This is a genomic window from Phenylobacterium sp. RIFCSPHIGHO2_01_FULL_69_31, assembly GCF_001824475.1.
Taxonomy (GTDB): domain Bacteria; phylum Pseudomonadota; class Alphaproteobacteria; order Caulobacterales; family Caulobacteraceae; genus Phenylobacterium.
This window is the reverse complement of sequence record NZ_MHXN01000011.1, coordinates 90,014-111,551: the sequence shown is the minus strand read 5'-3', so window position 1 is coordinate 111,551 and position 21,538 is coordinate 90,014. Positions and strand designations below refer to the sequence as shown.

Annotated in this window: 20 protein-coding genes; 16 read left to right on the top strand and 4 right to left on the bottom strand. The window is 69.5% G+C overall.

The annotated features are described in order from the left end of the window. Positions 1-109: 109 nt before the first annotated feature. The 11 genes from A2790_RS08025 to A2790_RS07975 all read left to right on the top strand — a co-directional run bounded on the left by A2790_RS08025 (position 110) and on the right by A2790_RS07975 (position 11,977). Positions 110-2,344, top strand: coding sequence for a calcium-binding protein (locus A2790_RS08025; RefSeq protein WP_293389677.1), 2,235 nt, complete (start codon positions 110-112; stop codon positions 2,342-2,344). 139 nt (positions 2,345-2,483) lie between these two features. Further along, positions 2,484-3,503, top strand: a complete 1,020-nt coding sequence (pseG, locus tag A2790_RS08020) for a UDP-2,4-diacetamido-2,4,6-trideoxy-beta-L-altropyranose hydrolase (protein ID WP_293389673.1) — start codon at positions 2,484-2,486, stop codon at positions 3,501-3,503. A 91-nt stretch (positions 3,504-3,594) separates the two neighbouring features. Continuing rightward, complete coding sequence (locus tag A2790_RS08015) at positions 3,595-4,713, top strand: aminotransferase class I/II-fold pyridoxal phosphate-dependent enzyme (RefSeq protein ID WP_293389670.1); 1,119 nt, start codon at positions 3,595-3,597, stop codon at positions 4,711-4,713. 79 nt (positions 4,714-4,792) lie between these two features. Further along, positions 4,793-5,455: an acetyltransferase gene (locus A2790_RS08010; protein WP_293389667.1), complete on the top strand. Its 663-nt coding sequence runs from the start codon at positions 4,793-4,795 to the stop codon at positions 5,453-5,455. Between the two features lie 7 nt (positions 5,456-5,462). Continuing rightward, positions 5,463-6,392, top strand: coding sequence for a hypothetical protein (locus tag A2790_RS08005; protein ID WP_293389664.1), 930 nt, complete (start codon positions 5,463-5,465; stop codon positions 6,390-6,392). Continuing rightward, positions 6,389-7,147, top strand: a complete 759-nt coding sequence (locus A2790_RS08000; protein WP_293389661.1) for a TylF/MycF/NovP-related O-methyltransferase — start codon at positions 6,389-6,391, stop codon at positions 7,145-7,147. The genes A2790_RS08005 and A2790_RS08000 overlap by 4 nt, the downstream gene beginning before the upstream one ends. After that, positions 7,144-7,935, top strand: coding sequence for a phytanoyl-CoA dioxygenase family protein (locus A2790_RS07995; RefSeq protein ID WP_293389658.1), 792 nt, complete (start codon positions 7,144-7,146; stop codon positions 7,933-7,935). The genes A2790_RS08000 and A2790_RS07995 overlap by 4 nt, the downstream gene beginning before the upstream one ends. Beyond that, positions 7,932-8,687, top strand: a complete 756-nt coding sequence (locus tag A2790_RS07990; RefSeq protein ID WP_293389655.1) for a class I SAM-dependent methyltransferase — start codon at positions 7,932-7,934, stop codon at positions 8,685-8,687. The genes A2790_RS07995 and A2790_RS07990 overlap by 4 nt, the downstream gene beginning before the upstream one ends. After that, positions 8,684-9,550 carry a phytanoyl-CoA dioxygenase family protein gene (locus A2790_RS07985; protein ID WP_293389653.1) on the top strand — a complete coding sequence of 289 codons (867 nt, stop codon included), beginning with the start codon at positions 8,684-8,686 and terminating at the stop codon, positions 9,548-9,550. The genes A2790_RS07990 and A2790_RS07985 overlap by 4 nt, the downstream gene beginning before the upstream one ends. A 4-nt stretch (positions 9,551-9,554) precedes the next feature. After that, a complete protein-coding gene (locus A2790_RS07980) occupies positions 9,555-10,208 on the top strand; it encodes a WbqC family protein (protein ID WP_293389650.1) in 654 nt (217 codons plus the stop codon). A 53-nt stretch (positions 10,209-10,261) separates the two neighbouring features. Beyond that, positions 10,262-11,977 carry a hypothetical protein gene (locus A2790_RS07975; RefSeq protein WP_293389647.1) on the top strand — a complete coding sequence of 572 codons (1,716 nt, stop codon included), beginning with the start codon at positions 10,262-10,264 and terminating at the stop codon, positions 11,975-11,977. 44 nt (positions 11,978-12,021) lie between these two features. Here the strand turns inward: A2790_RS07975 and A2790_RS07970 are convergent, their stop codons facing one another. The 3 genes from A2790_RS07970 to pseI form a co-directional block, all read right to left on the bottom strand. Further along, positions 12,022-12,957, bottom strand: a complete 936-nt coding sequence (locus tag A2790_RS07970) for a hypothetical protein (protein ID WP_293389813.1) — start codon at positions 12,955-12,957, stop codon at positions 12,022-12,024. An 88-nt stretch (positions 12,958-13,045) separates the two neighbouring features. Continuing rightward, positions 13,046-14,563, bottom strand: coding sequence for an NAD(P)/FAD-dependent oxidoreductase (locus A2790_RS07965; protein WP_293389644.1), 1,518 nt, complete (start codon positions 14,561-14,563; stop codon positions 13,046-13,048). Positions 14,564-14,672: 109 nt separating this feature from the next. Continuing rightward, entirely contained in the window at positions 14,673-15,728 is a 1,056-nt protein-coding gene (pseI, locus tag A2790_RS07960) for a pseudaminic acid synthase (RefSeq protein ID WP_293389641.1), read from the bottom strand. Between the two features lie 92 nt (positions 15,729-15,820). Here pseI and trxB point away from each other — a divergent pair, with 92 nt between their 5' ends. The 4 genes from trxB to A2790_RS07940 all read left to right on the top strand — a co-directional run bounded on the left by trxB (position 15,821) and on the right by A2790_RS07940 (position 18,010). Continuing rightward, complete coding sequence (gene trxB / locus A2790_RS07955) at positions 15,821-16,822, top strand: thioredoxin-disulfide reductase (RefSeq protein WP_293389638.1); 1,002 nt, start codon at positions 15,821-15,823, stop codon at positions 16,820-16,822. 103 nt (positions 16,823-16,925) lie between these two features. After that, positions 16,926-17,102, top strand: a complete 177-nt coding sequence (locus A2790_RS07950) for a hypothetical protein (RefSeq protein ID WP_293389635.1) — start codon at positions 16,926-16,928, stop codon at positions 17,100-17,102. Between the two features lie 41 nt (positions 17,103-17,143). Then, positions 17,144-17,629: an N-acetyltransferase gene (locus A2790_RS07945; RefSeq protein WP_293389632.1), complete on the top strand. Its 486-nt coding sequence runs from the start codon at positions 17,144-17,146 to the stop codon at positions 17,627-17,629. 18 nt (positions 17,630-17,647) lie between these two features. Next, entirely contained in the window at positions 17,648-18,010 is a 363-nt protein-coding gene (locus tag A2790_RS07940; protein WP_293389629.1) for a hypothetical protein, read from the top strand. Here the strand turns inward: A2790_RS07940 and A2790_RS07935 are convergent. Then, positions 18,003-19,193: a cell wall hydrolase gene (locus tag A2790_RS07935; RefSeq protein ID WP_293389626.1), complete on the bottom strand. Its 1,191-nt coding sequence runs from the start codon at positions 19,191-19,193 to the stop codon at positions 18,003-18,005. The two genes, A2790_RS07940 and A2790_RS07935, sit on opposite strands and share 8 nt — an antisense overlap. Positions 19,194-19,409: 216 nt before the next feature. Here A2790_RS07935 and A2790_RS07930 point away from each other — a divergent pair, with 216 nt between their 5' ends. Next, on the top strand, positions 19,410-21,398 hold the full coding sequence (locus tag A2790_RS07930) for an ATP-binding protein (RefSeq protein ID WP_293389624.1): 1,989 nt from the start codon (positions 19,410-19,412) through the stop codon (positions 21,396-21,398). Positions 21,399-21,538 lie beyond the last annotated feature (140 nt).

The following is a 21,538-nucleotide window of genomic DNA, read 5'->3' as shown; positions in this document are numbered from 1 at the left end:
CGCGCCCTGCGGTAACTTTGTCTAAGGATTTGTGGATAGCCTGCCCGCAAGGGACACCAACCGATTCGTATACGGGGGCCGCACAGTGGCGACTTACTTCTTTGAGGAAATGACCGCTGCGCAGGCGGCGTCCTTCAATTCCGCGACCGACCAGATGATCTTCACCAACCAGACGGTGACGGCCGCGCAGGTGTCGGTGAGCTTCGTACCCTTCACCGTCAACACGCCGGACTACGTGGTGCTGACGGCGCCGACCAAGACGCTGCAATTCTCGGATCCGGGCGGCTTCCGCGCCACCTCGAACATGGGCGGCTCGGCCGCCATCTTCGCCGACAGCTCGCTGCTCTACGCGGGCACGACCGGCGACGATACGGTGCAGGGCGGGTCCGCCGCCGACGGCCTCTACGGCGGCACCGGCGACGATTCGCTCCGCGGCGGCGACGGCAACGACGTGCTCCAGGGCAACCAGGGTGAGGACACGCTGTCGGGCGAAGGCGGCGACGACGTCATCTACGGCGGCCGCGACAACGACACCATCGACGTCGGCGGCTTCGCCACCGCGTCGGTCCTGCAGTTCGCCCAGGGCAATCTCGGCGACGACACCATCACCGGCGGCGCGGGCCTCGACCTGCTGCTGGGCGGCCAAGGCAACGACAACATCAACGCCAACCAGGGCGGCGGCGACTACGTCCTCGGCAACCTGGGCAACGACACGATCGCCGGCTCCACCGCCGCCGATACGCTCGGCGGTCAGGATGGCGACGACGTCGTCACGGGCAACGGCGGCGCTGACTCGCTCGATGGCGGTATCGGCGCCGACACGATCACGGCCGGCGGCGGCGCCGACACCATCAACGCGGGTGACGGAAACGACTCCGTCGACGGCGGCGCGGGCGCCAACAACATCTCGCTCGGCGCGGGTGACGACACCCTCGCGAGCACCGGCGGCGCGGACGTGATCGACGGCGGCGCGGGTGCGAACTCGATCAACGCAGGCGACGGCGACAACACGATCACCACCGGCGCTGGCAACGACAGCATCGTCAGCGGGACCGACGCAGACCTGATCACGACCGGGGACGGCAACGACACCGTGGCGGCCGGCGATGGCGCCAACCGGGTCACCACCGACGCCGGGACCGACAGCGTCACCACGGGCACGGGCGACGACACGATCAGTACCGGTACGGGCAACGACACCATCGCCGGCGGCGCGGGCGTCAACTCCATAGACGCCGGCGCGGGCGCCAATGTGATCTCCGTCACCGGCGGCGGCGGCACGGTCGTCGGCGGCGAAGGCAACGACACCGTCACCGGCTCCACGGCCGCGATCTCGATCAGCACCGGCGCCGGCGACGACACCGTCTCGACGACCAGCGGGCACGCGACCATTGCGCTGGGCGAGGGCGTCAACAGCCTCGCCTCGGGTACGGGCAACGACTCCGTGACGTCCGGCTCCGGCGCCGACAGCCTCTCCACCGGCGACGGCAACGACAACGTGAGCGCCGGCGAAGGCGCCAACACGGTCGACGCAGGGGACGGCAACAACACCGTCACCACCGGCGGCGGCGCGGACAGCGTCTCGACCGGGACCGGAAACGACTCCGTCAACGGCGGCGCCGGCAACGACACGATCTCCGTCTCGACCACCAGCGCGGGCGGCGTCGATCTGGTCAACGGCGGGACCGGCGACGACATCATCACCTTCGGCGGCCGCGCGGCCATCCAGGGTGGCGAAGGCGCGGACACCATCACCGGGGGCGGCTCCGACGACAACATCGTCGACGGCGGCGCGGGTGCGAACAGCATCACGACCGGCGGCGGCTCCGACAGCATCACGGCGACCAGCGGCAACGACACCATCACCGCTGCGGCCGGCAATGACAGCATCGGTGCGGGCGAAGGCGCCAACGTCGTCAGCGGCGGCGCGGGCACCGACACCATCACCGCCGGGTCGGGCACGGACACCATCACGGGTGGCGCGCTCCGCGACGTGATGACCGGCGGCACGGGTGCGGACACCTTCGTGTTCGCCGCCAGCGACAGCGGCGTGGCGAGCTCGGGCTCGATCGACACCATCACCGATTGGGCCGCGGCCGACTTCATCGACATCGACGACGCGGGCACCGGGGCAAACTACCTCGAGATCACCTCGGCGACCGACTTCGCCGCCGCGCTGGCCCTGGCCAACACGGCGATGGACAACACGGTCATCTACGTCTCCATCCTGGTCGGCTCGGATGTGGTCGTCTTCGTCGATGGCAACGCCGACGGGACGGCCGACGATGCGATCCTGCTGACCGGCAAGGCGCTGACCGACATCTCCGAAACCAACTTCATCTAACCGAACCCTCATCGGGGTTCCTGGGCCGCCCTTCGGGGCGGCCCTTTGCTTTTGGGCCGCATCGGCTCATCACGGGGGCCATGATCGGCGCCGCGCTCCCCCGCCCCGACGTCGCCCCATTGCCGGGCGAGGCAAGGCCATGACCGGACCGCGCATTCTCTTCGTCGTCGACGCCGGCCCAGCTGTGGGCGGCGGACACGTCATGCGCTCCCTGACCCTGGCCCGGGCGCTCACCGCCCAGGGCGCGGCCTGCGTCTTCCTCGGGCCGCCGATGGCCGGCGAACTCTTGGAAGCCTTCGCCCCCGAAGTCCCGCGGATCGCGGGCGACGACCTGGCTGCCGCGGCGGCCCGGGAGGCCTTCGACGCCATCGTCTTCGACCACTACGGCCTGGCCGAACCGGACCACCGCGCCATGGCGCGCGGCCGCCCGGTGCTGGTGATCGACGATCTGGCCGACCGGCCGCTGGGCGCCGACATCGTTCTCGACTCCGGCCCAGAGCGGAAAGCCGCCGACTATCTGGGGCTGACCGACGAGGCCACGCGCCTGCTCCTTGGCCCCGTCTACGCCCCGGTCCGCCCCGAGTTCGCCGCCGTGCGCGAGCCGGCCCTCGCGTGGAGAGGCGAGCCCGTGCTGCGGATCCTCGTCTCCATGGGCCTGACCGATGTCGGCGGGATCACGGGCCGCGTCGTCGACCTGCTGCGGCCTCGCATCCACGACATCGGCCTGGACGTGGTTCTGGGCGGCGCGGCGCCCAGCCTCCCCGCGCTGACCAAGATCGCCCGCCGCGACCCGCGCCTGATGCTGCATGTCGACACCCCGCACATGGCGCGCCTGACCGCCGAGGCCGACCTGGGCGTCGGCGCGGCCGGATCGGCCACCTGGGAGCGCTGCGTGGTTGGACTGCCGTCGCTGATGGTGGTGCTGGCCGACAACCAGCGGGGCGCCGCCCGCGCCATGGCCGAGCGGGAGGCCGCCCTCGTGGCCGACGCCGGCGAAGCCGACTTCGACCAGGTAATCGACCGCCACCTGATGCGGCTCCTGCGCGACGCGAACCTGCGCCGCCAGCTGGCCGCCAACAGCGCCGGCGTCTGCGACGGCCTGGGCGCCGGCCGCGTCGCCGAAGCCTTCCTCAACCTGATCGGCGCCCGCGACGCCTGACCGCAGGGCCTCTAACAGCGTGTTAACCGTGCTGTGGCCCCATGAGCCGGTATTTCCGGAGGGGACCGGTTTGGCCGTAAACCAGGCGCCGTTGCGCAGGACGCATGCTGAGGCCGATGCGCGGCTGGTGGTGGCGCGTCCCCGCCTGCCTCTGGCCGAAACCATCCTCCCCTATCTGCAGCGCATCGACGAGGCCCGCTGGTATTCCAACTTCGGCCCCCTGCTGACCGAGCTTGAAGACCGTCTGTCCCAGCGTTTTCCGGAGGGCACGCGCGTCATCACGGTGGCGAACGGCACCCAGGCCCTGGCCTTGACGCTCATGGCCATGGAGCTGCCGGCGGGCGGCCTCGTCGCCATGCCCGCCTGGACCTTCGTGGCGACCGCGCACGCCGTCCTCCAGGCCGGTCTCGTGCCGTGGTTCGTGGACGTGGACGAACAGACCTGGAGCCTGGATCCGGCCGCGCTGGCGGCGCGGCTTTCCCAGGCGCCCGGTCCCGTGGTGGGCGCCATCCCAGTCTCGCCGTTCGGCCGTCCGCTGGACCTGGCCGCATGGCGCGCCTTCCGTGAGACGACCGGCGTCCCCGTGCTCGTGGACGCCGCCGCCGGTTTCGACACCGCCGACGACGCGCGCCTGCCCCTGGTCGTGAGCCTGCACGCCACCAAGGTGGCCGGCGCGGGCGAAGGCGGCTTCCTCGCCACCGACGATGCCGATCTGGCGGCCAAGGTCCGCGCGCTGTCCACTTTCGGCTTCCGCGGCAGCCGCGACTCTCTTCTGCCCGCCACCAACGCCAAGCTCTCCGAGTACACCGCGGCGGTCGGCCTCGCCTCGCTCGACGGCTGGCCGGCGGACCGCCTGCGCTTCCTGCGCGCCGCCCAGATGCTGCGGATCGGCCTCACCGGCCTGCCGCAGGTCGAGTTTCAGCCCGGCTGGGGCGCGGACTGGATCACCAGCGTCTGCTGCGTGACGTTGCCGCAGGACGCGGCGGACGCCGTCGAGGCCAGCCTCGCCGCCCAGGGGGTCGACACCCGCCGCTGGTGGGGCCTGGGCTGCCACGCGAGCCCCGCCTTCGCCGACCTGCCGCGCGAGCCCCTCGACGCCACCGATCGCCTCGGCCGCCGCGTGATCGGCCTGCCCTTCTCCATCGATCTCACCAGCGCCGAGATCGGCCGCATCGCCGCCGCCCTCCGGCACGCGCTGTCGGGGGTTTAGCGCCGCCGCCGCGAGGCGCGCCATTAACCATTCCGTAGCCGCGCTCGCCGAGACTCGGCAGGGGCTTGAGGTAGGCGCCATGCGCGATGTCGTGATCTTCGGAATGGGTCAGGTGGCGGAGGTCATCCACTATTACCTCGCCGAAGAGGGCGGCCGGAACGTCGTCGCCTGGACGGTGGACGCCGAGTATCTCACGGCCGCCGAGCATCTGGGCCTTCCGGTCGTGGCCTTCGAGGAGGTCGAGGCCCGCTATCCGCCCGAAACCCACGAGATGTTCGTCGCGGTCAGCTTCAAGGGCGTGAACAAGCTCCGCGAAGCCAAAGTCGCGGCCGCCGAGGCCAAGGGCTACACCCTGACCAGCCACGTCAGCCCGCGCGCCGCGGTCTGGCCGAAGTTCGTGGCGAACCCCAACACGATCATCATGGAGCAGAACGTTATCCAGCCCTACGTCACCGTGGGCCGGAACGTGATCATGTGGTCGGGCAACCACGTGGGGCACCACACCCGCATCGGCGACAACTGCTTCATCGCCTCCCACGCCGTCATCTCCGGCAACTGCGAGATCGGCGCCGGGACCTTCATCGGCGTCAACGCAACGCTGCGCGACAACATCACCATTGGGATGCGCAACGTGATCGGCGCCGGAGCCCTCGTCTTGAAGTCCTCGGACGACAACGCCGTCTTCATCGGCGCAGCCACCGAGCCCAGCAAGGTCACCAGCGACCGGCTCCGGGGGATCTGAGGCGACCATGGGCTGGCGGGTCATGGGTCGGATCTTCGACCCTTCCGAGCATGACTGGGCGGGCACGCATGCCCAGGTGCCGACGGCCCTCGTCTACGATGACAAGGTGCGCGTGTTCTACGCCGACCGCTACGCCGACGGTCGCAGCTACACCACCTACGTCGACCTCGACCGAGGCGACCTCGGCCGGGTGATCTACGCCCACAAACAGCCGATCCTGGGATTCGGCGCGCCGGGGACCTTCGACGACGACGGGGCCATGCCCAGCTTTCCCGTCCGCCATAACGGCCAGGTCTGGCTGTACTATTCCGGCTGGAACCGTGGCGTGACGGTGCCCTACCGCAACTCGGTCGGCATCGCGGTCAGCGACGATGACGGGGACACCTTCCGCCGTCTCTACGAGGGCCCCGTGCTGGAGCGCTGCCCGGCCGAACCCTACATCGCCGTGACGCCGAGCATCCTGCGCGAGGGCGACCTCTGGCGCATGTGGTACATCTCAGGTGTCCGCTGGACCGACGTCGAGGGCAAGTACGAGCCCGTCTACGTGATCAAGTACTGCCACTCCCGCGACGGCGTGACCTGGGAGCGGCCGAACCATCTCTGCATCCGTCCGACCCACGACCGCGAGGCCTTCTCCCATCCGACGGTGATCCGCGACGGCGACCGCTACCGCATGTGGTACTGCTACCGCGACAGCGTCGACTACCGCGACGGCGCCGGCGCCTATCGCATCGGCTATGCCGAAAGCCCGGATGGCCTGGACTGGACCCGGATGGACCAGGCGTGCGGCCTGGACGTGGGCGTCGCCCCCTGGGCTTCGACCATGACCTGCTACCCGTTCGTGGCCCGGATCGACGACCGCATCGTCATGTTCTTCAACGGCAATGGCTTCGGGCGCACCGGCTTCGGCTACGCCGTCCTGGAGGAGGATCGATGACCGGCGACACCCCCGTCGAAGCCACCACCGCCCAGGACGCCGGCCTTGCCGCGCGCGAACGGCTCCGCGAGATGATGAACGCCAGCCCGCTCGATCCGGGCGAGCTGATGTTCAACCTCGGGCTCTACACGCGCAGTTCTCTACTGGTGAAGTTCCTGGTCCTTAGCGAGGTCTACAAGCGCATCCAGTCCCTGCCGGGCGCCCTGATCGAGTTCGGCACGTGGCGCGGCCAGAACCTGGTGCTCATGGAGAACCTCCGAGCGATCTACGAGCCGTTCAACAAGCAGCGCACGATCATCGGCTTCGACACCTTCTCCGGCTACCCGGAGGACGCCGGCATGGCCGCGAAGTCCACCGAGACCCACGGCGGCTACAACACCGGCAGCGCCTATCCGGACTACCTGGCCGAACTGCTTCGCGTGCACGAGGCCATGAACGCCTTCGGTCACATCCCGGGCGGGCACCAGCTGATCGCCGGCGATGTGGCGCAAACTGCGCCGAAGTACTTTGCCGACCATCCGGAGACCCTGGTGGCCTTCGCCTTCTTCGACATGGGCCCCTACGAGCCCACGGTCGCGGCGCTGAAGGCGATCCGGCCGCACCTTATGCCCGGAAGCGTGCTGCTCTTCGACGAGCTCACCTGGACCGGTGCGCCCGGCGAGGCCATCGCCTTCAAGGAAGTCTTCCGCGACGCCCGCTACACGATCGAGAAGGTGACCCTCTATCCCTCCAAGACCCTGGTCACCTTGCTATGAAGCTCGACCTCAGCCTCGATGAGTTCAACGCGATCATGGCCGAGCGTGGCTGGGTGGTGTTCCCGCGAGCCGTCGACCCGGCCCTCGTCGCCCGCATGGCCGAGGATCTCGAAGCTGCCTGGGACATATGCCGGGCGATGCAGGAGAAGAACGGCGTCGCCTCGGACGCCGACCATACGGTCCATCACCTGATCGGTCTCAAGCCCAGCTTCCTGGAGTACATCGACGCCAGCGAAGCCCTGAACCCGTATTACGAGGCCTACTTCGGCGGCCGCTACATCCTCAATTCCTTCGGCGGCGCCATCAACACGCAGGGTCGAACCTCCTACGCCCAGCGCATTCACCGCGACATTCGCAGCTACTCGGGCGACATGCCGCTACTGCTGAACACCCTGGTGATGCTGGACGACTTCACCGCCGACAACGGCGCCACCTACATGCTCTCCGGCTCCCACAAGGCGGCGGAGAAGCCGTCGGACGAGGACTTCTACGCCCACGCCGAGCGCGCAACCGGCCCGGCGGGCAGCGTCCTCGTGTTCAACTCCAACGTCTGGCATGCGGGCGGAAACAACACGACCGACCGCGCCCGCCGCTCCGTCACACCCATGTACTGCCGCCCCTTCATCAAGCAGCAGTTCGACTACCCCCGGGTCCTGGGCTACGACGCCGGCGCCTCGCTCACCGCGCACACCCGCCAGGTGATCGGCTACAACGCCCGCGTCCCGGCCAGCCTCGACGAGTGGTACCAGCCGCCCGAGCGTCGCATGTACCGGGGCGACCAGGGATGACCGCCCAGCGCGACCTCAACCGGGAATTCGCCGACACCGAAGACCGCAAGTACGCCTACGACTTCGACTACCGCATGCACGCCTACATGCTGCGGACGTTCGAGGCGAAGCTGCCCCGCGGCGGCCGCGCCCTGGAAATGGGCTGCTTCGAGGGCGAGTTCACTCGGCGCCTCGCGGCCATCTTCCCGGACCTGACGACGGTCGAAGGCTCGAGCGACCTGATCGACATCGCCCGCGCCAAGGCCCCGCCGGGCGTCACCTTCGTCCTCAGCCGCTTCGAGGACTTCGAGCCCGCCGCCAAGTTCGACGCCGTGTTCCTGACCCATACGCTGGAACATCTGGACGAGCCGGTCGAACTGCTCCGCCGGATCGGGACCTGGCTCACGCCGAGCGGCCGTCTCTTCCTGGTGGTGCCGAACGCCAACGCCGCCTCGCGCCAGATCGCCGTGGCCATGGGCCTGATCTCGCATCCTACAGCCGTGACGCCTGGCGAGTTCGAGCACGGGCATCGCCGCACCTATGACCTGCCGGCCCTGAAGGCGCACGTTGCGGAAGCTGGCCTGGTCGCCGTCGAGACCGGCGGCGTGTTCTTCAAGCCGTTCGCCAACTTCCAGTTCGACAAGCTGATCGCCAGTGGCCTGATCGGCGAGGACTACCTGGAAGGCTGCTTCAAGCTGGGCGCGCTCTACCCGGACCTCTGCGCCAGCATCTACGCCATCTGCGCCCCGCCGGGCGCCGGAGAGACCGCATGAACAAGCCCGCCCGCCTCGCCCGGCCCGCCTCGCCCGTCATCGATCGTGAGGCGTTCCTCCGCGAGGGCTTCTTCGTCGCCCGCGGGCTTCTCGACCCGCGCGACCTCCAGCAGCTCAATGCCGAGATGGGGGAGCTCTTCGCTCAGCAGCTGCGCCGGCTGGGCTTGCCCGTCGATGCCGGAACCTCCCGGGAGGCGTTTCACGCCAATGCCGCTCGCCTCCTGGCCGTGGACGTGCCGACCTACATCGCCACCGCCCGGATGACCCAGATGGTCCCGTCGGCCCACCGGATCATGGCGTCGGATGCGATCGTGGAGCTGGTGCGCGCGGCCGGGGTCGCCGTGCCGGTGCTCTCGACGCGGCTTTCCAACCACATCATGTCCGAGACCCTGCGGATCCCGGGCGGCTACCACAAGTCGCCGCCGCACCAGGATTGGCGCAGCATGCAGGGCAGCCTGGATTCCGTCGTCCTTTGGGCGCCCACCACGCCGGTGACCGCCACGTCCCACCCGCTGGAGGTGATCCCGGGCTCGCACCTCTACGGCCTCCTGGACACTGTCGAGCACATTATGACGCCCACGGTCAGCGACCCACGCATCACCGAGGATCAGTACCGCCCGCTGCCGATGGAGCCTGGCGATGGGGTGATCTTCTCCTCGTTCCTCGTCCACCGCACCGGTGAGACCGGCGATGGCAACGTCCGGATCGCCTTCAGCACCCGCTTCAACAACGCCGCCGAGCCGACCTACGTCGAGCATGGCTATCCCACGCCGTACAAGTATTCCTACCAGACCGACCTGATCGTCCCGGACTTCCCGAAGCCGGCCGACCTGCGGACAATCTTCCCGGACGCCGTCGACTGACGCCATGGCGGCCATCGCGATCATGCAGCCCTACTTCCTGCCCTACGCAGGATACTTCCGCCTGATCGCCCAGACCGACCTGTTCGTCATCTACGACTGTGTCCAGTTCCCGCGTCGGGGCTGGCTGCATCGAAACAAGCTGCTGGACGCGCGCGGCGAGGAACAGTGGCTGACCCTGCCGCTGAAGCCCGCGCCGCAGGACGTGCTGATCCGCGATCTTCAGTTTGCGGACGACGCGCGCGCAGCCATCGGCGACCGCTTGCGGCCCTTCCCCGTTGCGGCGCGCGGCGGGGCCCATGAGCCGCTGCTGCACCGGGTGCGCCAGGCCGAAGGATCGCCCGGCGACTACATCGCCGGCCTGCTGGAAGAGGCCTGCCGGCTGCTCGGCCTCCGGTGGAACGTGGTGCGTTCGTCGTCCCTGGACGTGCCGCAGAGCTACCGCGCCCAGGATCGCATCCTCGAAATCGCCCGCCGGCTCGGCGCAACGCGTTATCTCAACGCGCCCGGCGGCCGCGACCTCTACGACGCCGAGGCCTTCGGCGCCGCCGGCATCGAGCTGGAGTTCCTCGGACCTTGGGGCGGCGCGGGCGGTTCGATCCTCCAGCGCCTGGCCGACGACGAGCTCGCCGTCCTCGGCGAGCAGATCCGACATGGTTAACGCCTCCTCAATCGGCGCAGCAGATAGTCGCCGCCGAAGACGTGGAGAGACGGATGAGCGCGCTTGCAGCCCTGGACGGCCTTGAGACGCGCGATCAGCGCGCGCTGGGCGTCGCCGCCTTCCACGAGGGTGACCTGGCAGCCGCCATCAGCCACTTCCAGGCCCGTTGCCTGCAGGATTCTTCCGACTACGAAACCCGCTACTGGCTCGCCAGCGCCGCCGCTGCGGCCGGCGCGGGCGAACAGGCGGCAGGCATCCTCGACGAGGCCCGCACGCTGCACGCGCTTGCGGTGCTACAGGCCCTCGATGTCGACGTCCGGCGGCTCGGCGCCGATCGGCCCTACGCGGCCCAGGTCGGCACTCAGCTCTACGCGCGCAAGCTGATGGCCTCCGCCAGCTACTGCCTCGGGCGGGCGCTGGATTTCGACAACCTCGATCCCAACACCATGGTCACCTACGGACTGTCCCTTCAGCATCAGGGACGCATCCAGGAGGCGGTGGATGTCTTCACGGCGGCCTCCGAGGTGTTCTCGATCCCCGGCGTGCACCAGTTCCTGCTCTATCCGCTGTTCTATGTGGACGATCGTCTGGCGCGGGTCTCCGCGGAGAGCCGGCGCTGGGGCGAACTCTACGCGGCCGCACCGCCCGGGCCACCGCCCGCCTTCGCCAATCCCCGCACCGCCGAACGGAAGCTGCGCATCGGCTACGTCGGCCCCAGCTTCACCAGAAACCAGGTGGCGCCTTCCACGGTCCCCGTGTTCGAGGCGCACGATCCGCAGGCGGTCGAGGTCTTCCTCTACACGCCGGATCCGGCCGCCGAAGCGCCGCTGCCCGACCACTGCACGATGCGCAAGATCGGGCATCTGTCGGACGAGGACGCGGCCGAACTCATCCGTGGCGACCGCATCGACATCCTGGTGGACGTCTGGGGCCACACGGCCGGCAGCCGCTTGAGGGTCTTCACCCTTCGGCCGGCCCCTGTCCAGATCGGCTGGATCAACTTCATGCAGACCACCGGCCTCACCTGCATGGACTACGTCATGCACGCCGACTCCATGGAAGTCCCAGGCAACGAAGCCTACTTCACCGAGGAGATCTGGCGGACGGGCGAGATCATGGCGCCGTACCGCCCGAGCGCCGAACGCCATCCGCCCACGCCCACGCCCGCGCTGAAGAATGGCTATGTGACGTTCGGCTCGTTCAACAATCCGGCGAAACTGAACGACGCCACGGTCGCCGGCTGGGCGACCATTCTGAAGGCCCGCCCCGCCGACCGCCTGATCCTGAAGTACGGCCTCTTCACCGACCCGGTGCTTCAGCGGGTGACCCAGGCTCGTTTCGCCGCCTTCGGCGTTCGGCCCGAACAGATCGAGTTTCGCGGCCACACCACCGGTCCCGACTACACGCGGGAGTTCCACGACATCGACCTGGCGTTGGACCCATCTCCCGTGCCAGGCGGCACCACGACGGTGGACGCGATCGCGAACGGCGTGCCGGTCCTGGTCCTGAAAGGTCAGGACTTCTATTCGCGGACGCCCCTGCCCCTGCTTCTGCCCTGCGGCCTGGAGGAGCTGGTGGTTGAGGACTGGGACGCCTATGTCGCCAGGGCCTTGGAGCTGACGGCCGACGTCCAGGCGCTCGATGCGCTGCGCGCACGCGTCCGCCCGGGCTTCGACAACTCGGCCTATCGCGACGAAGTGGGTTTCACCCGCCGGCTCGAGGCCGACTACCGGCGCATGTTCCAGCGCTGGATCGACAAGACCGCCTAGCGCTCGACGCCATCATGGCCGGGACAAGCCCGGCCATGGAGCTCCTACGCCTTCAGCACCGTGTTCGCCCGGATCACCGCCGCGCCGTCGGCGCCGAGATCCTTGCGGGTGTCGGTGAGGCTGAGGGGGCCCTGGAGGGTGGCGTTCACCGCTTCCATGCCCGGCGCGCGGCCTTTGCCGCGGGCGATGAGGTAGCGCAGCGAGATCCGCTCGTGGTCGGCGGCGTCCGGCTGGGTGCCGTGCAGCGTGCAGGCGTGCCACATGGCCGCAAAGCCGGCGCCGCCGGTCAGGATCCGCTGCCGGGTCTCGACCTCGCCATGCTCGCCGTTGCGGTAGAGCCAGGTGTCGGGCGTGGCGCGGGTCAGGTCGTGCGGGAACACCGAGCCGCCCAGCTTGTGGCTGCCCTCCAGCAGGTACAGCGGCGCGTCCGCCCGCGTCACCGGGTGCAGATAGACGTAGAGGGTGAGGAAATCGGCTTCCCGTTCCTTGTAGTCGATCAGGTCCTGGTGGAAGTCGATGCCGTAGAAGTAGGTGATGTCCCGGTTCTGGGGCTTCATGTAGGCGCCCAGGTTGTTCACCGGGTTGCCGTGGATGCGCGCCTTCAGCCAGTCGGGGATCGACCGGGCGGGCACACCGCAGACGACCTTCTTGTTCAGGATCTCATAGTCGTGGCCCAGGAGGGCGGTGACCGCCTCGACGATCTGCGGCGCCTGCTCGACGAAGCCCAGCCGGTCCTCGAACCGCTCCAGGAGGTTGCGGCCGGGCCGGGGGTTCACGCCGGTGTATTGCGGGTCGGCGTCGAACTCGGCCTCGCTCAGGAACAGCGTCTCGTCGAACGCCCGCGTGGCGCGGATGTCGGCCAGAAGGCCGGTGGCCGCCGCGGCGTCCACGGGCGCCTGGAACAGGTGCGCGCCGGTCTCGATGAAGTCCGAGATCGCGTCGGCGGCCGGCCCCGGGCCGGCCATCGGCTTCGCCATCATGTTCACGGGAGTCTCCGCAGCCTCATGGTTAAGGACGGAGAAGACCCCCTTCGCGTTAACTCCCGCTTACGATGGCGCCGATCGGCCGTCAGGCGGCCTTGGTCTCCGCCTCCGCCTTGCCCCCATAGACAAACGCCGGGTCGTCCAGGTCGATCAGCGGCAGCTCGTCCTTCTCGCGCCAGTAGTCCTGGCTGTGCCGCCACTCGGGCTTGTCGCCGGCCTTGGGCAGGAGGTGCATGCCGCGCATCAGGTAGCCCGGGTTGAAGTTCTCCGGGTCGATCCACGGCTTCAGGGCCATGTCCTTGTCCTCGGGCCGCAGGGCGACCTCCACCTTGGACACGCCCTTGTCGCGCATGTGGTTCAGCAGGCGGCAGACGAAGTCGGCGATCAGGTCGGCCCGCAGGGTCCAGCTGGCCCGGAAGTAGCCGAACACCCACACCATGTTGGGCACGCCGGTGAACATCATGCCGCGGTAGGTGACGGTGTTCGCGAAATCCAGCGGCTTGCCGTCGACCACGAAGTCGATATCGCCCAGGACGTTCAGGTTGAAGCCGGTGGCCGTGATGATCACGTCGGCCTCCAGCGTCTCGCCCGACTTCAGCAGGATGCCCGTCTCGGTGAAGCGGTCGATCTCGTCGGTGACCACCGAGGCCTTGCCCTGCTTCACCGCCTGGAAGATGTCGCCGTCCGGCACAAAGGCGATCCGCTGCCGCCAGGGACGGTAGGTCGGCGTGAAGTGCTTCGCCGTAATCTCCGGGCCCACGAAGGCCGAGACCCCGGCCAGCAGTTCGGCCTTCACGACCTCCGGCTCGTCGATGGAACGGCGAGTGAAGAGGTCCTGGTTGTAGAGCTGCTGGCGGCGGACGATCTCGTGGATCCAGGCCTCGTCGACCTCCAGCAGCCGCAGCTGGTCGGCGATGTCGATCGCGTTGCGGCCCGGGATGAAATAGGTCGGCGAGCGCTGCAGCAGGGTCACGTGCCCACAATCGTCGGCGATGTTGGGCAGGAGGGTCGCCGCCGTGGCGCCCGAGCCGATGATCACGACCTTCTTGCCCTTCAGCTCCAGGTCGTCGGGCCAGGTCTGCGGGTGGACGATGCGGCCCTTGAAGCTGTCCATGCCGGCCCATTCGGGCGTGTAGCCCTCGGACTGGCGGTAGTAGCCCTGGCACATCCACAGGAAGTTGGCCGTGAAGCGCAGCGGCTCGCCGGTGTCCAGGCGGACGGCCTCGATCGTCCAGAGGTTCCGCTCGCTGGACCAGGTCGCCCGCTCGATGCGGTGGCGATAGCGGATATGGGGCGCCAGGTCGTTCTCTTCGATCACCTCGCCCATGTACGAGAGGATCTCTTCCGCGGTGGCGATGGGCGGGCCCACCCAGGGCTTGAACCGATAGCCGAAGGTGTAGAGGTCGCTGTCCGACCGGATGCCCGGATACTTGTGGGTCAGCCAGGTGCCGCCGAAGCTTTCGAGGGTCTCGAGCACCACGAACGACCGATCGGGCGACTGCTGGCGCAGGTGGTAGGCGGCGCCGACCCCCGAGATCCCTGCCCCCACGATCAGGACGTCGAAGTGGCCGGCGTCCGTGGCGGTCGCGGTGACAGCATTCATGGCTCAAGCCTCCCAATGTTTTGTTGGGGCCGACCATGTGCGCCTGCCAGGGCCCGGCCCTTGATGCAGATCAATCTAAGTGATCGTTGATAACTAATCTAGCGGGAAGCTAGGCGAGCATGTCCCAGGCCAGCGGCTCGCCCCGCGTCAGGTCACGGACGGCCTTCCGCCCCAGCACCGCGTCGAGGTGCGCGGGGGCCAGGCCGTTGCCCGGCCGGATCGAGCGCACGTTGGCCCGCGTCAGGGGCTCGCCCGCCTTCACGTCGGCGGCCACGTAGAGCGAGCGGCGGAACTGCACGTTGCCGCGTTCGGAGCCCAGGAGGTCGTAGTGCGCCCGGCCCAGCGCGGACCAGGCCGCCCTGGTGTCGTCCACCAGCGCCTTGAACTCCGCCGGCTCCAGGCTGAACGCCGCGTCCGGCCCGCCGTCGGCGCGCGCCAGGGTGAAGTGCTTTTCGATCACGCTGGCGCCCATGGCCACGGCCGCCACCGAGGCCGCCGTGCCGGGCGTGTGGTCCGACAGCCCGACCGGGCAGCCGAACCGCTGGGCCATGTCGGCGACGGTGCGGACATTGGCGTCGGCGAAGGTGGCCGGATAGCTCGAGACGCAGTGCAGCAGCACCACGCCCGGCGCGCCGCCCGCCAGCGCCGCGTCCCGCGCCGCCTCGATCTCGGCCAGGTTGGCCATGCCGGTGGAGATGATCAGGGGCCGCCCCTTGCCCGCCGCGTAACGGATCAGCGGCAGGTCGACGGCCTCGAACGAGGCGATCTTGTAGGCGGGCGCGTCCAGGCCGGCCAGCAGGTCCACCGCCGTCTCGTCGAAGGGGCTGGAGAAGATGATCACGCCTCGCGCCCGCGCCCGCTCGAAGATCGCCGCGTGCCATTCGTAGGGGGTGTAGGCCTCCTGGTAGAGCTCGTAGAGGCTGCGGCCGTCCCACAGGCCGCCGGTGATCCGGAACTCCGGCCGGTCCACGTCCATGGTGATGGTGTCGGCGGTATAGGTCTGGATCTTGATCGCGTCGCAGCCCGTGTCGGCGGCCGCGTCCACCATGGCCAGGGCCCGGTCCAGGCTGCCGTTGTGGTTGCCCGACAGCTCGCAGATCACGAACGGCGGATGGTCCGCGCCGATCTTCCGGCCGGCGATCTCGATCTCAGGCGACGTACCCATCCAGGAAATCTAACGCCGTCTCGCTGAAAGCGGTGTTAACCAACCCGGCATCTGCCGTCGCACCCGCCCGGAATCGACACTACATTGGCGCCATGTCCGAACCTCGTTCCGTCCGCTGCCTGATCGTGGGCTCCGGCCCCGCCGGCTACACCGCCGCCGTCTATGCTGCGCGCGCCCTGCTGAACCCCGTGCTGATCCAGGGCATCCAGCCCGGCGGCCAGCTCACCATCACCACCGACGTGGAGAACTATCCCGGCTTCGCCGACGTCATCCAGGGGCCCTGGCTGATGGAGCAGATGCAGGCCCAGGCGGAGCACGTCGGGACCGAGATCGTCAGCGACATCGTCACCAAGGCCGACCTGTCGAAGCGGCCGTTCCGGCTGGAGACCGACAGCGGCCAGGTGTGGCTGGCCGAGACCCTGATCATCGCCACCGGCGCCCAGGCCAAGTGGCTGGGGATCGAGACCGAACAGAAGTTCCAGGGGTTCGGCGTCTCGGCCTGCGCCACCTGCGACGGCTTCTTCTACCGCGGCAAGAACGTGATCGTGGTGGGCGGCGGCAACACCGCGGTGGAGGAGGCCCTGTTCCTCACCAACTTCGCCGCCAAGGTCACCGTCGTGCACCGCAAGGACGAGTTCCGCGCCGAGCGGATCCTGCAGGAGCGCCTGTTCAAGCATCCCAAGATCGAGGTGATCTGGGAGCATGTCCTGGACGAGGTGGTCGGCGAGACCGACCCCATGGGCGTCACCGGCGCGCGGCTGAAGAACGTGAACACCGGCGCCGTCCAGACCGTGCCCGCCGACGGCGTCTTCATCGCGATCGGCCACGCCCCGGCCTCGCAGCTCTTCAAGGGCCAACTCGAGATGGACGCCTCGGGCTATCTGAAGGTGAAGCCGGGCACGGCCTCGACCGCCATCGAGGGCGTCTACGCCGCCGGCGACGTCACCGACGACGTCTACCGCCAGGCCGTGACCGCCGCCGGCATGGGCTGCATGGCTGCGCTGGAAGCCGTGCGGTTCCTGGCCGAGGAGGACCACAAGGCCGCTCACCACCCGATCAGCCACCAGGAGGCGCAGAAGATCGGCGTTTGGTGAGAATTAATCGCAACGGCTCCGCTTGAGTCGGAAACCCGACCCGCGGTTCGGCGGTTATGCCCACGTGGAACCGCAAAACCAGAGTGCGAGTGATCGGTACAGGATGCAGGCCGAGGTGGTGATGCGCCTGGCCGCCAAGGCCGGGAGCCCGGCCGAGAAGGACGTCTACCTCTCCATCGCCGAGGGCTGGCGCAAGCTGGCCCTGGAAGCCCTGCGCAACGAGCGCCAGGACATGCCGCAGGCGGCGCGGGAGACCCGCAGCTTCCGCCACGATCCGTGATCTAGCCTGACGCCGGCCGCGCGGCGGGCTAACCTCGCCCGATGATCCGGCACGCCCGCACCGTCGACCATGCCGCCATCGCCGAGATCGTCGAGGCCGCCTTCGGCCAGCCCGACGAGGCGCGCCTGGTCGAGCGCCTCCGCGCCGACGGCGACGTCCTGTTCGAACTCGTGGCCATTGAGGACGGGCGCATCGACGGCCACATCCTGTTCAGCCGCCTGTGGGCGCAGAGCCCTCACCTCTACGCCGCCCTCGCGCCCGTGGCCGTCCGGCCGAGCGTCCAGCGGGCGGGCCTCGGCTCGGCCCTGGTCCGCGCCAGCCTGGAGCAGGCCCGCGAGTTCGGCGCGCACGGGGTGATCGTGCTGGGCCATCCCACCTACTACCCCCGGTTCGGCTTTTCTGCGGAGGCCGCCGCCCAGGTCCGCTCCGTCTACGCGGGCGGTCCAGCGTTCATGGCCCTGGCCATCGAACCGGGCGCCTTCGACGATCCGCTGAGCGTCACCTATCCCGACGCCTTTTCCGCCTGATCCGGCTAGGATGGTCTCATGAAGTCCGCTGCCTTCGTCCTGGCCCTTTCGCTCACCGCCGGAGCCGCCCAGGCCCAGACCGCCGCCGAAGCTCTGCTGTCCGCGCCGCTGCGCGCGCCGCCGCAGAGCCTCGCCATGGACCTCGCCGAGGCCAAGCCCGCCTTCACGCCGCGCTACGCCCATGCGCCGGAGCCGCGGATCGCGGGCGTCGCCAAGACATCGCTGGACCGCCGGCTGAGCGACGAGGGGGTGGTGGGCTCGCTGGGCTTCCTCTGCGGCCTGGAGCCGGGCGCCGAGCGCAAGGCCGGCGCGGCCGCCACGCGGGGCTACGACCCCACCGGCCGGTTCGTGGGCGCCAAGCTGCGCGTGGCGTTCAGGTAGCCGCGGGCGCGGCGGTCACCGGCGCGGGCGAAGGGCTCGCAGCCGCAGGCTTCTGGTCCATCGCCCGCTCCATCGCCTCCAGGCTCTGGTTGATGCGCTTGACCTCCTCAGCGGTCGGCTGGCGGCGCGTGGACATCAGGACGCCCATCACCCGCGTCCGCTCGCCGCCCGGCAGGGTGGGGTCGACGACGCTGTAGGTGCGCACCTCGCCGGCCACGGCCAGGGTGATCTTGCGCTCGGAGGCGATGCCCTGTGTCTCTGGCGACAGCAGGCCGCCTTGCGTCCGCGAATCCAGCCCGCCCAGCACCGCCGGCGACAGGTAGGCCTCGCCTCCGGCATAGCGGCCGGTGAAGGCCGGCGGCTCGCCCCACGGTCCGGTCCAGCGGTAGAAGATGTGCTGTCCCACCCGGGTCATCTTCACCAGCGTCGGCGCCCAGTACGGCGACACGTACTGCGCGTGATAGTGGGTCGCCGAGCCCACGGTCTTGTCCACGTAGCCGTTCAGGGCCCGCTCGGCGACGGCGCGGGCGCGCTTCCACAGCCCAGGCTCCGGCGCGTAGCGGAGCGAGCCGTCGCAGGTGAACGTGAACTGGCAGCCGGTCGCCCGGGCCGAGCCCTGGTAGACCACGCCGCAGACCGACTTCGGATAGGCCGGGTGGCGCATCCGGTTCAGCACCACCTGGGCCACGGCTTCCTGGCCGACGTCCGGCTCCCGGGCGGCCTCGTAGTACACCGCCTCGGCCAGGCACTGGACGGCCCGCGCGCGGTCGGGGCCCGTGGCCTTCAGCACGAACGGCTTCATCGGCCGGATCGGCAGGCGCGAGAACGGGCGAAGCGCGTTCACCTCCTCGGCCGTGGCGCTGTCGGTCTCGGTGGCTAGTCCCAGATCGGGAACGTCTTCGATATCGAGGCTGCCCCAGCCCTGGGGCCGCGCCCACAGGTCCGGCGCGCGAGAGGCGGGATCGTGCCGCACGGCCAGCGCCCGCATCGCCGGATCCATGCCCGACGCCAGCTTGAAGAGGCCCTCGTTCGAGAGGTCGTACGAGGCGAAGCGCGCCGCGTTCTGCGCCCCCGGCGACGGCGCGCAGGCGGGTCCGGCCACGGCGGCCGTCAGGACCACAGCGGCCCCGATCTTCGCCCACGACGGGCGAAGCCGATCCCAGCGCAACGTCTTCAGGGTCATCCCCCCTCTAGAGTTCGAGCCGTCGCATATAGGTGCAAACCGGCGATATTTGGACCCATGGCCGGCAAAATTCGTGCAACCTCTGGAGAAGCGGGCTGTGGCCGCGAGCCGCGGCCTGGCCTGTTGCATGGCTCCGAGACGCATCCCATGCTGGCGGGGGGCCCATCCCATGCTGGCGGGGGGCCCATGCGGGCTCGGGGGTTTGATGCCACGTTCATGATCCGGGCGCTGTCCCCGCTCCAGCTCGTTCCGCGACGCTCGCCGCCATTCCTGATGGCGCTGGGCATCAGTGTCGCCGCCCTCGCAGGCGCCGTCCTGCTGCGGGGCGCCCTGCTCGGTTTCGAGAACGCCACCGCCCTGTCGGCCACGACCTTCCCCGCCCTCATGCTGGCGACGCTCTATGCGGGCCCGCGCTGGGGCTGGGCGACGCTGGGCGCCTCGCTGGTCCTGGGCAACTGGGCGCCGCTGATCACCGCCGTGGGCGTCTCCAACGCCGCCGTCGTGGCGATGTTCACGATCTCGGCGGCCCTGACCATCCTGGTGTCCTCCAGCTTCCGCGAGGCCCTGGTGCGCCTGGACGAGGCCAACGCCGCCCACGCCGCCGCCCAGAAGAACCTGGAGGTCACCGAAAGCCGCTTCCGGACCCTGGCCGACAGCGCGCCGATCCTGATGTGGGTCACCCGGACGGATGGCCGCCGCGAGTTCGCCAACAAGACTTACGTCGATTTCCTGGGCGCCGGGTTCGAGACGGCGCTGGACTTCGACTGGCGCAAGGTCCTGCACCCCGACGATCTCGCCCGCATCCTGCAGGAACAGGTGGCCGGCGAGGCCTCGCGCAAGCTGTTCACCCTGGAGGCCCGGTTCCTGCGCCACGACGGCGAGTACCGCTGGGTGCGCTCGGTCTCCCAGCCCCGTTGGGACCCCGACGGCGCCTTCGCCGGATTCATCGGCGTTGGGTTCGACATCACCGACGCCAAGCGCGCCGAGGAAGACCTGAAGCGGATCAACGACTTGCTGGCCGAGCGGGTGCAGGAGGCGCTGGCCGAGCGCGACGAGGCCGAAGCCGCCCTTCAGCGGGCGCAGAAGCTGGAGGCGGTGGGCCAGCTCACCGGCGGCGTGGCGCACGACTTCAACAACCTGCTCACCGTGGTCATCGGCGCCCTCGACCTGATGCAGCGCCACCCGGGCGACGAGGCCCGCCGCGAGCGGATGATCGACGCGGCCCTGGGGGCGGCCCGGCGCGGCGAGCGCCTGACCCAGCAACTCCTGGCCTTCTCGCGCCGCCAGGCGCTGAAACCCGAGCCCGTCCAGGTCGATGTCATGCTCAAGGAGAGCGAGCCGCTGCTTCGGCGCGCCGTCGGCGAGGCCGTCGCCCTGGTGGTCGCCCCCTCCGCGCCCGGGGCGGTCGTCAACGTCGATTCCAGCCAGTTCGAGGCGGCCGTCATGAACCTGGTGGTCAACGCGCGCGACGCGACGCCCGCCGGCGGGATGATCCGGGTCGAGACCCTCCCCGTCCGGCTCGGCGACCGCCAGGTGGAGGCGCTGGAGGCGGGCGACTACCTCTGCGTGGCCGTTCACGACACCGGCGCGGGGATGGACGAGGCCACGATCGCGCGCGCCTTCGAGCCCTTCTTCACCACCAAGGCGCAGGGCCGAGGCACCGGCCTGGGCCTGAGCCAGGTCTACGGCTTCGCCCGGCAGAGCGGCGGGACCGCCACCGTCGACAGCAAGCCGGGCAAGGGGGCCAGCGTCTGCCTCTACCTGCCGCGCATCGACGGGGACTCGTCGGCCGCGACGCCCGACGCCGGCCAGGCGTCTCCGGAGCCGGGCCCCCGCCTGCGTGTGCTGCTGGTGGAGGACGACGCCCAGGTCGCCGAACTGGTCGAGGCGATGCTGCGCGACCTTGGTCACGACGTCCGCCGCGCCGAACATGCCGACGCGGCCCTGGCCCTGCTGCACGCATCCGAGCCCTTCGACCTGATGCTCACCGACCTCATCATGCCCGGCGACAAGTCGGGCGTGGACCTCGCCCGCGAGGCTGTGGCCCTGCGTCCGGACCTGCCTGTGATGCTGTCCTCGGGCTATACCGGCGAGGTCCTTTCGGCCGCCGAGGACACCCCCTGGCCCCTGCTGCGCAAGCCGTACGGGCCCCAACAGCTCTCCCAGGCCATCGCCGACCTGCTGGGTTCCGCCGCCAGAAAGTGATCGCCTCGGCCGCAAAGGCCCTTGCACGTCCTCGGGTCACCCCTATATGCTCGCTTATGCTCCAAGTGAGCAAAAGGGAGTAGCGCCGAGCCTCGACGCCCGGCGCATTTTATAGGCCTAAGAAATGCTCAAAGTGAGCA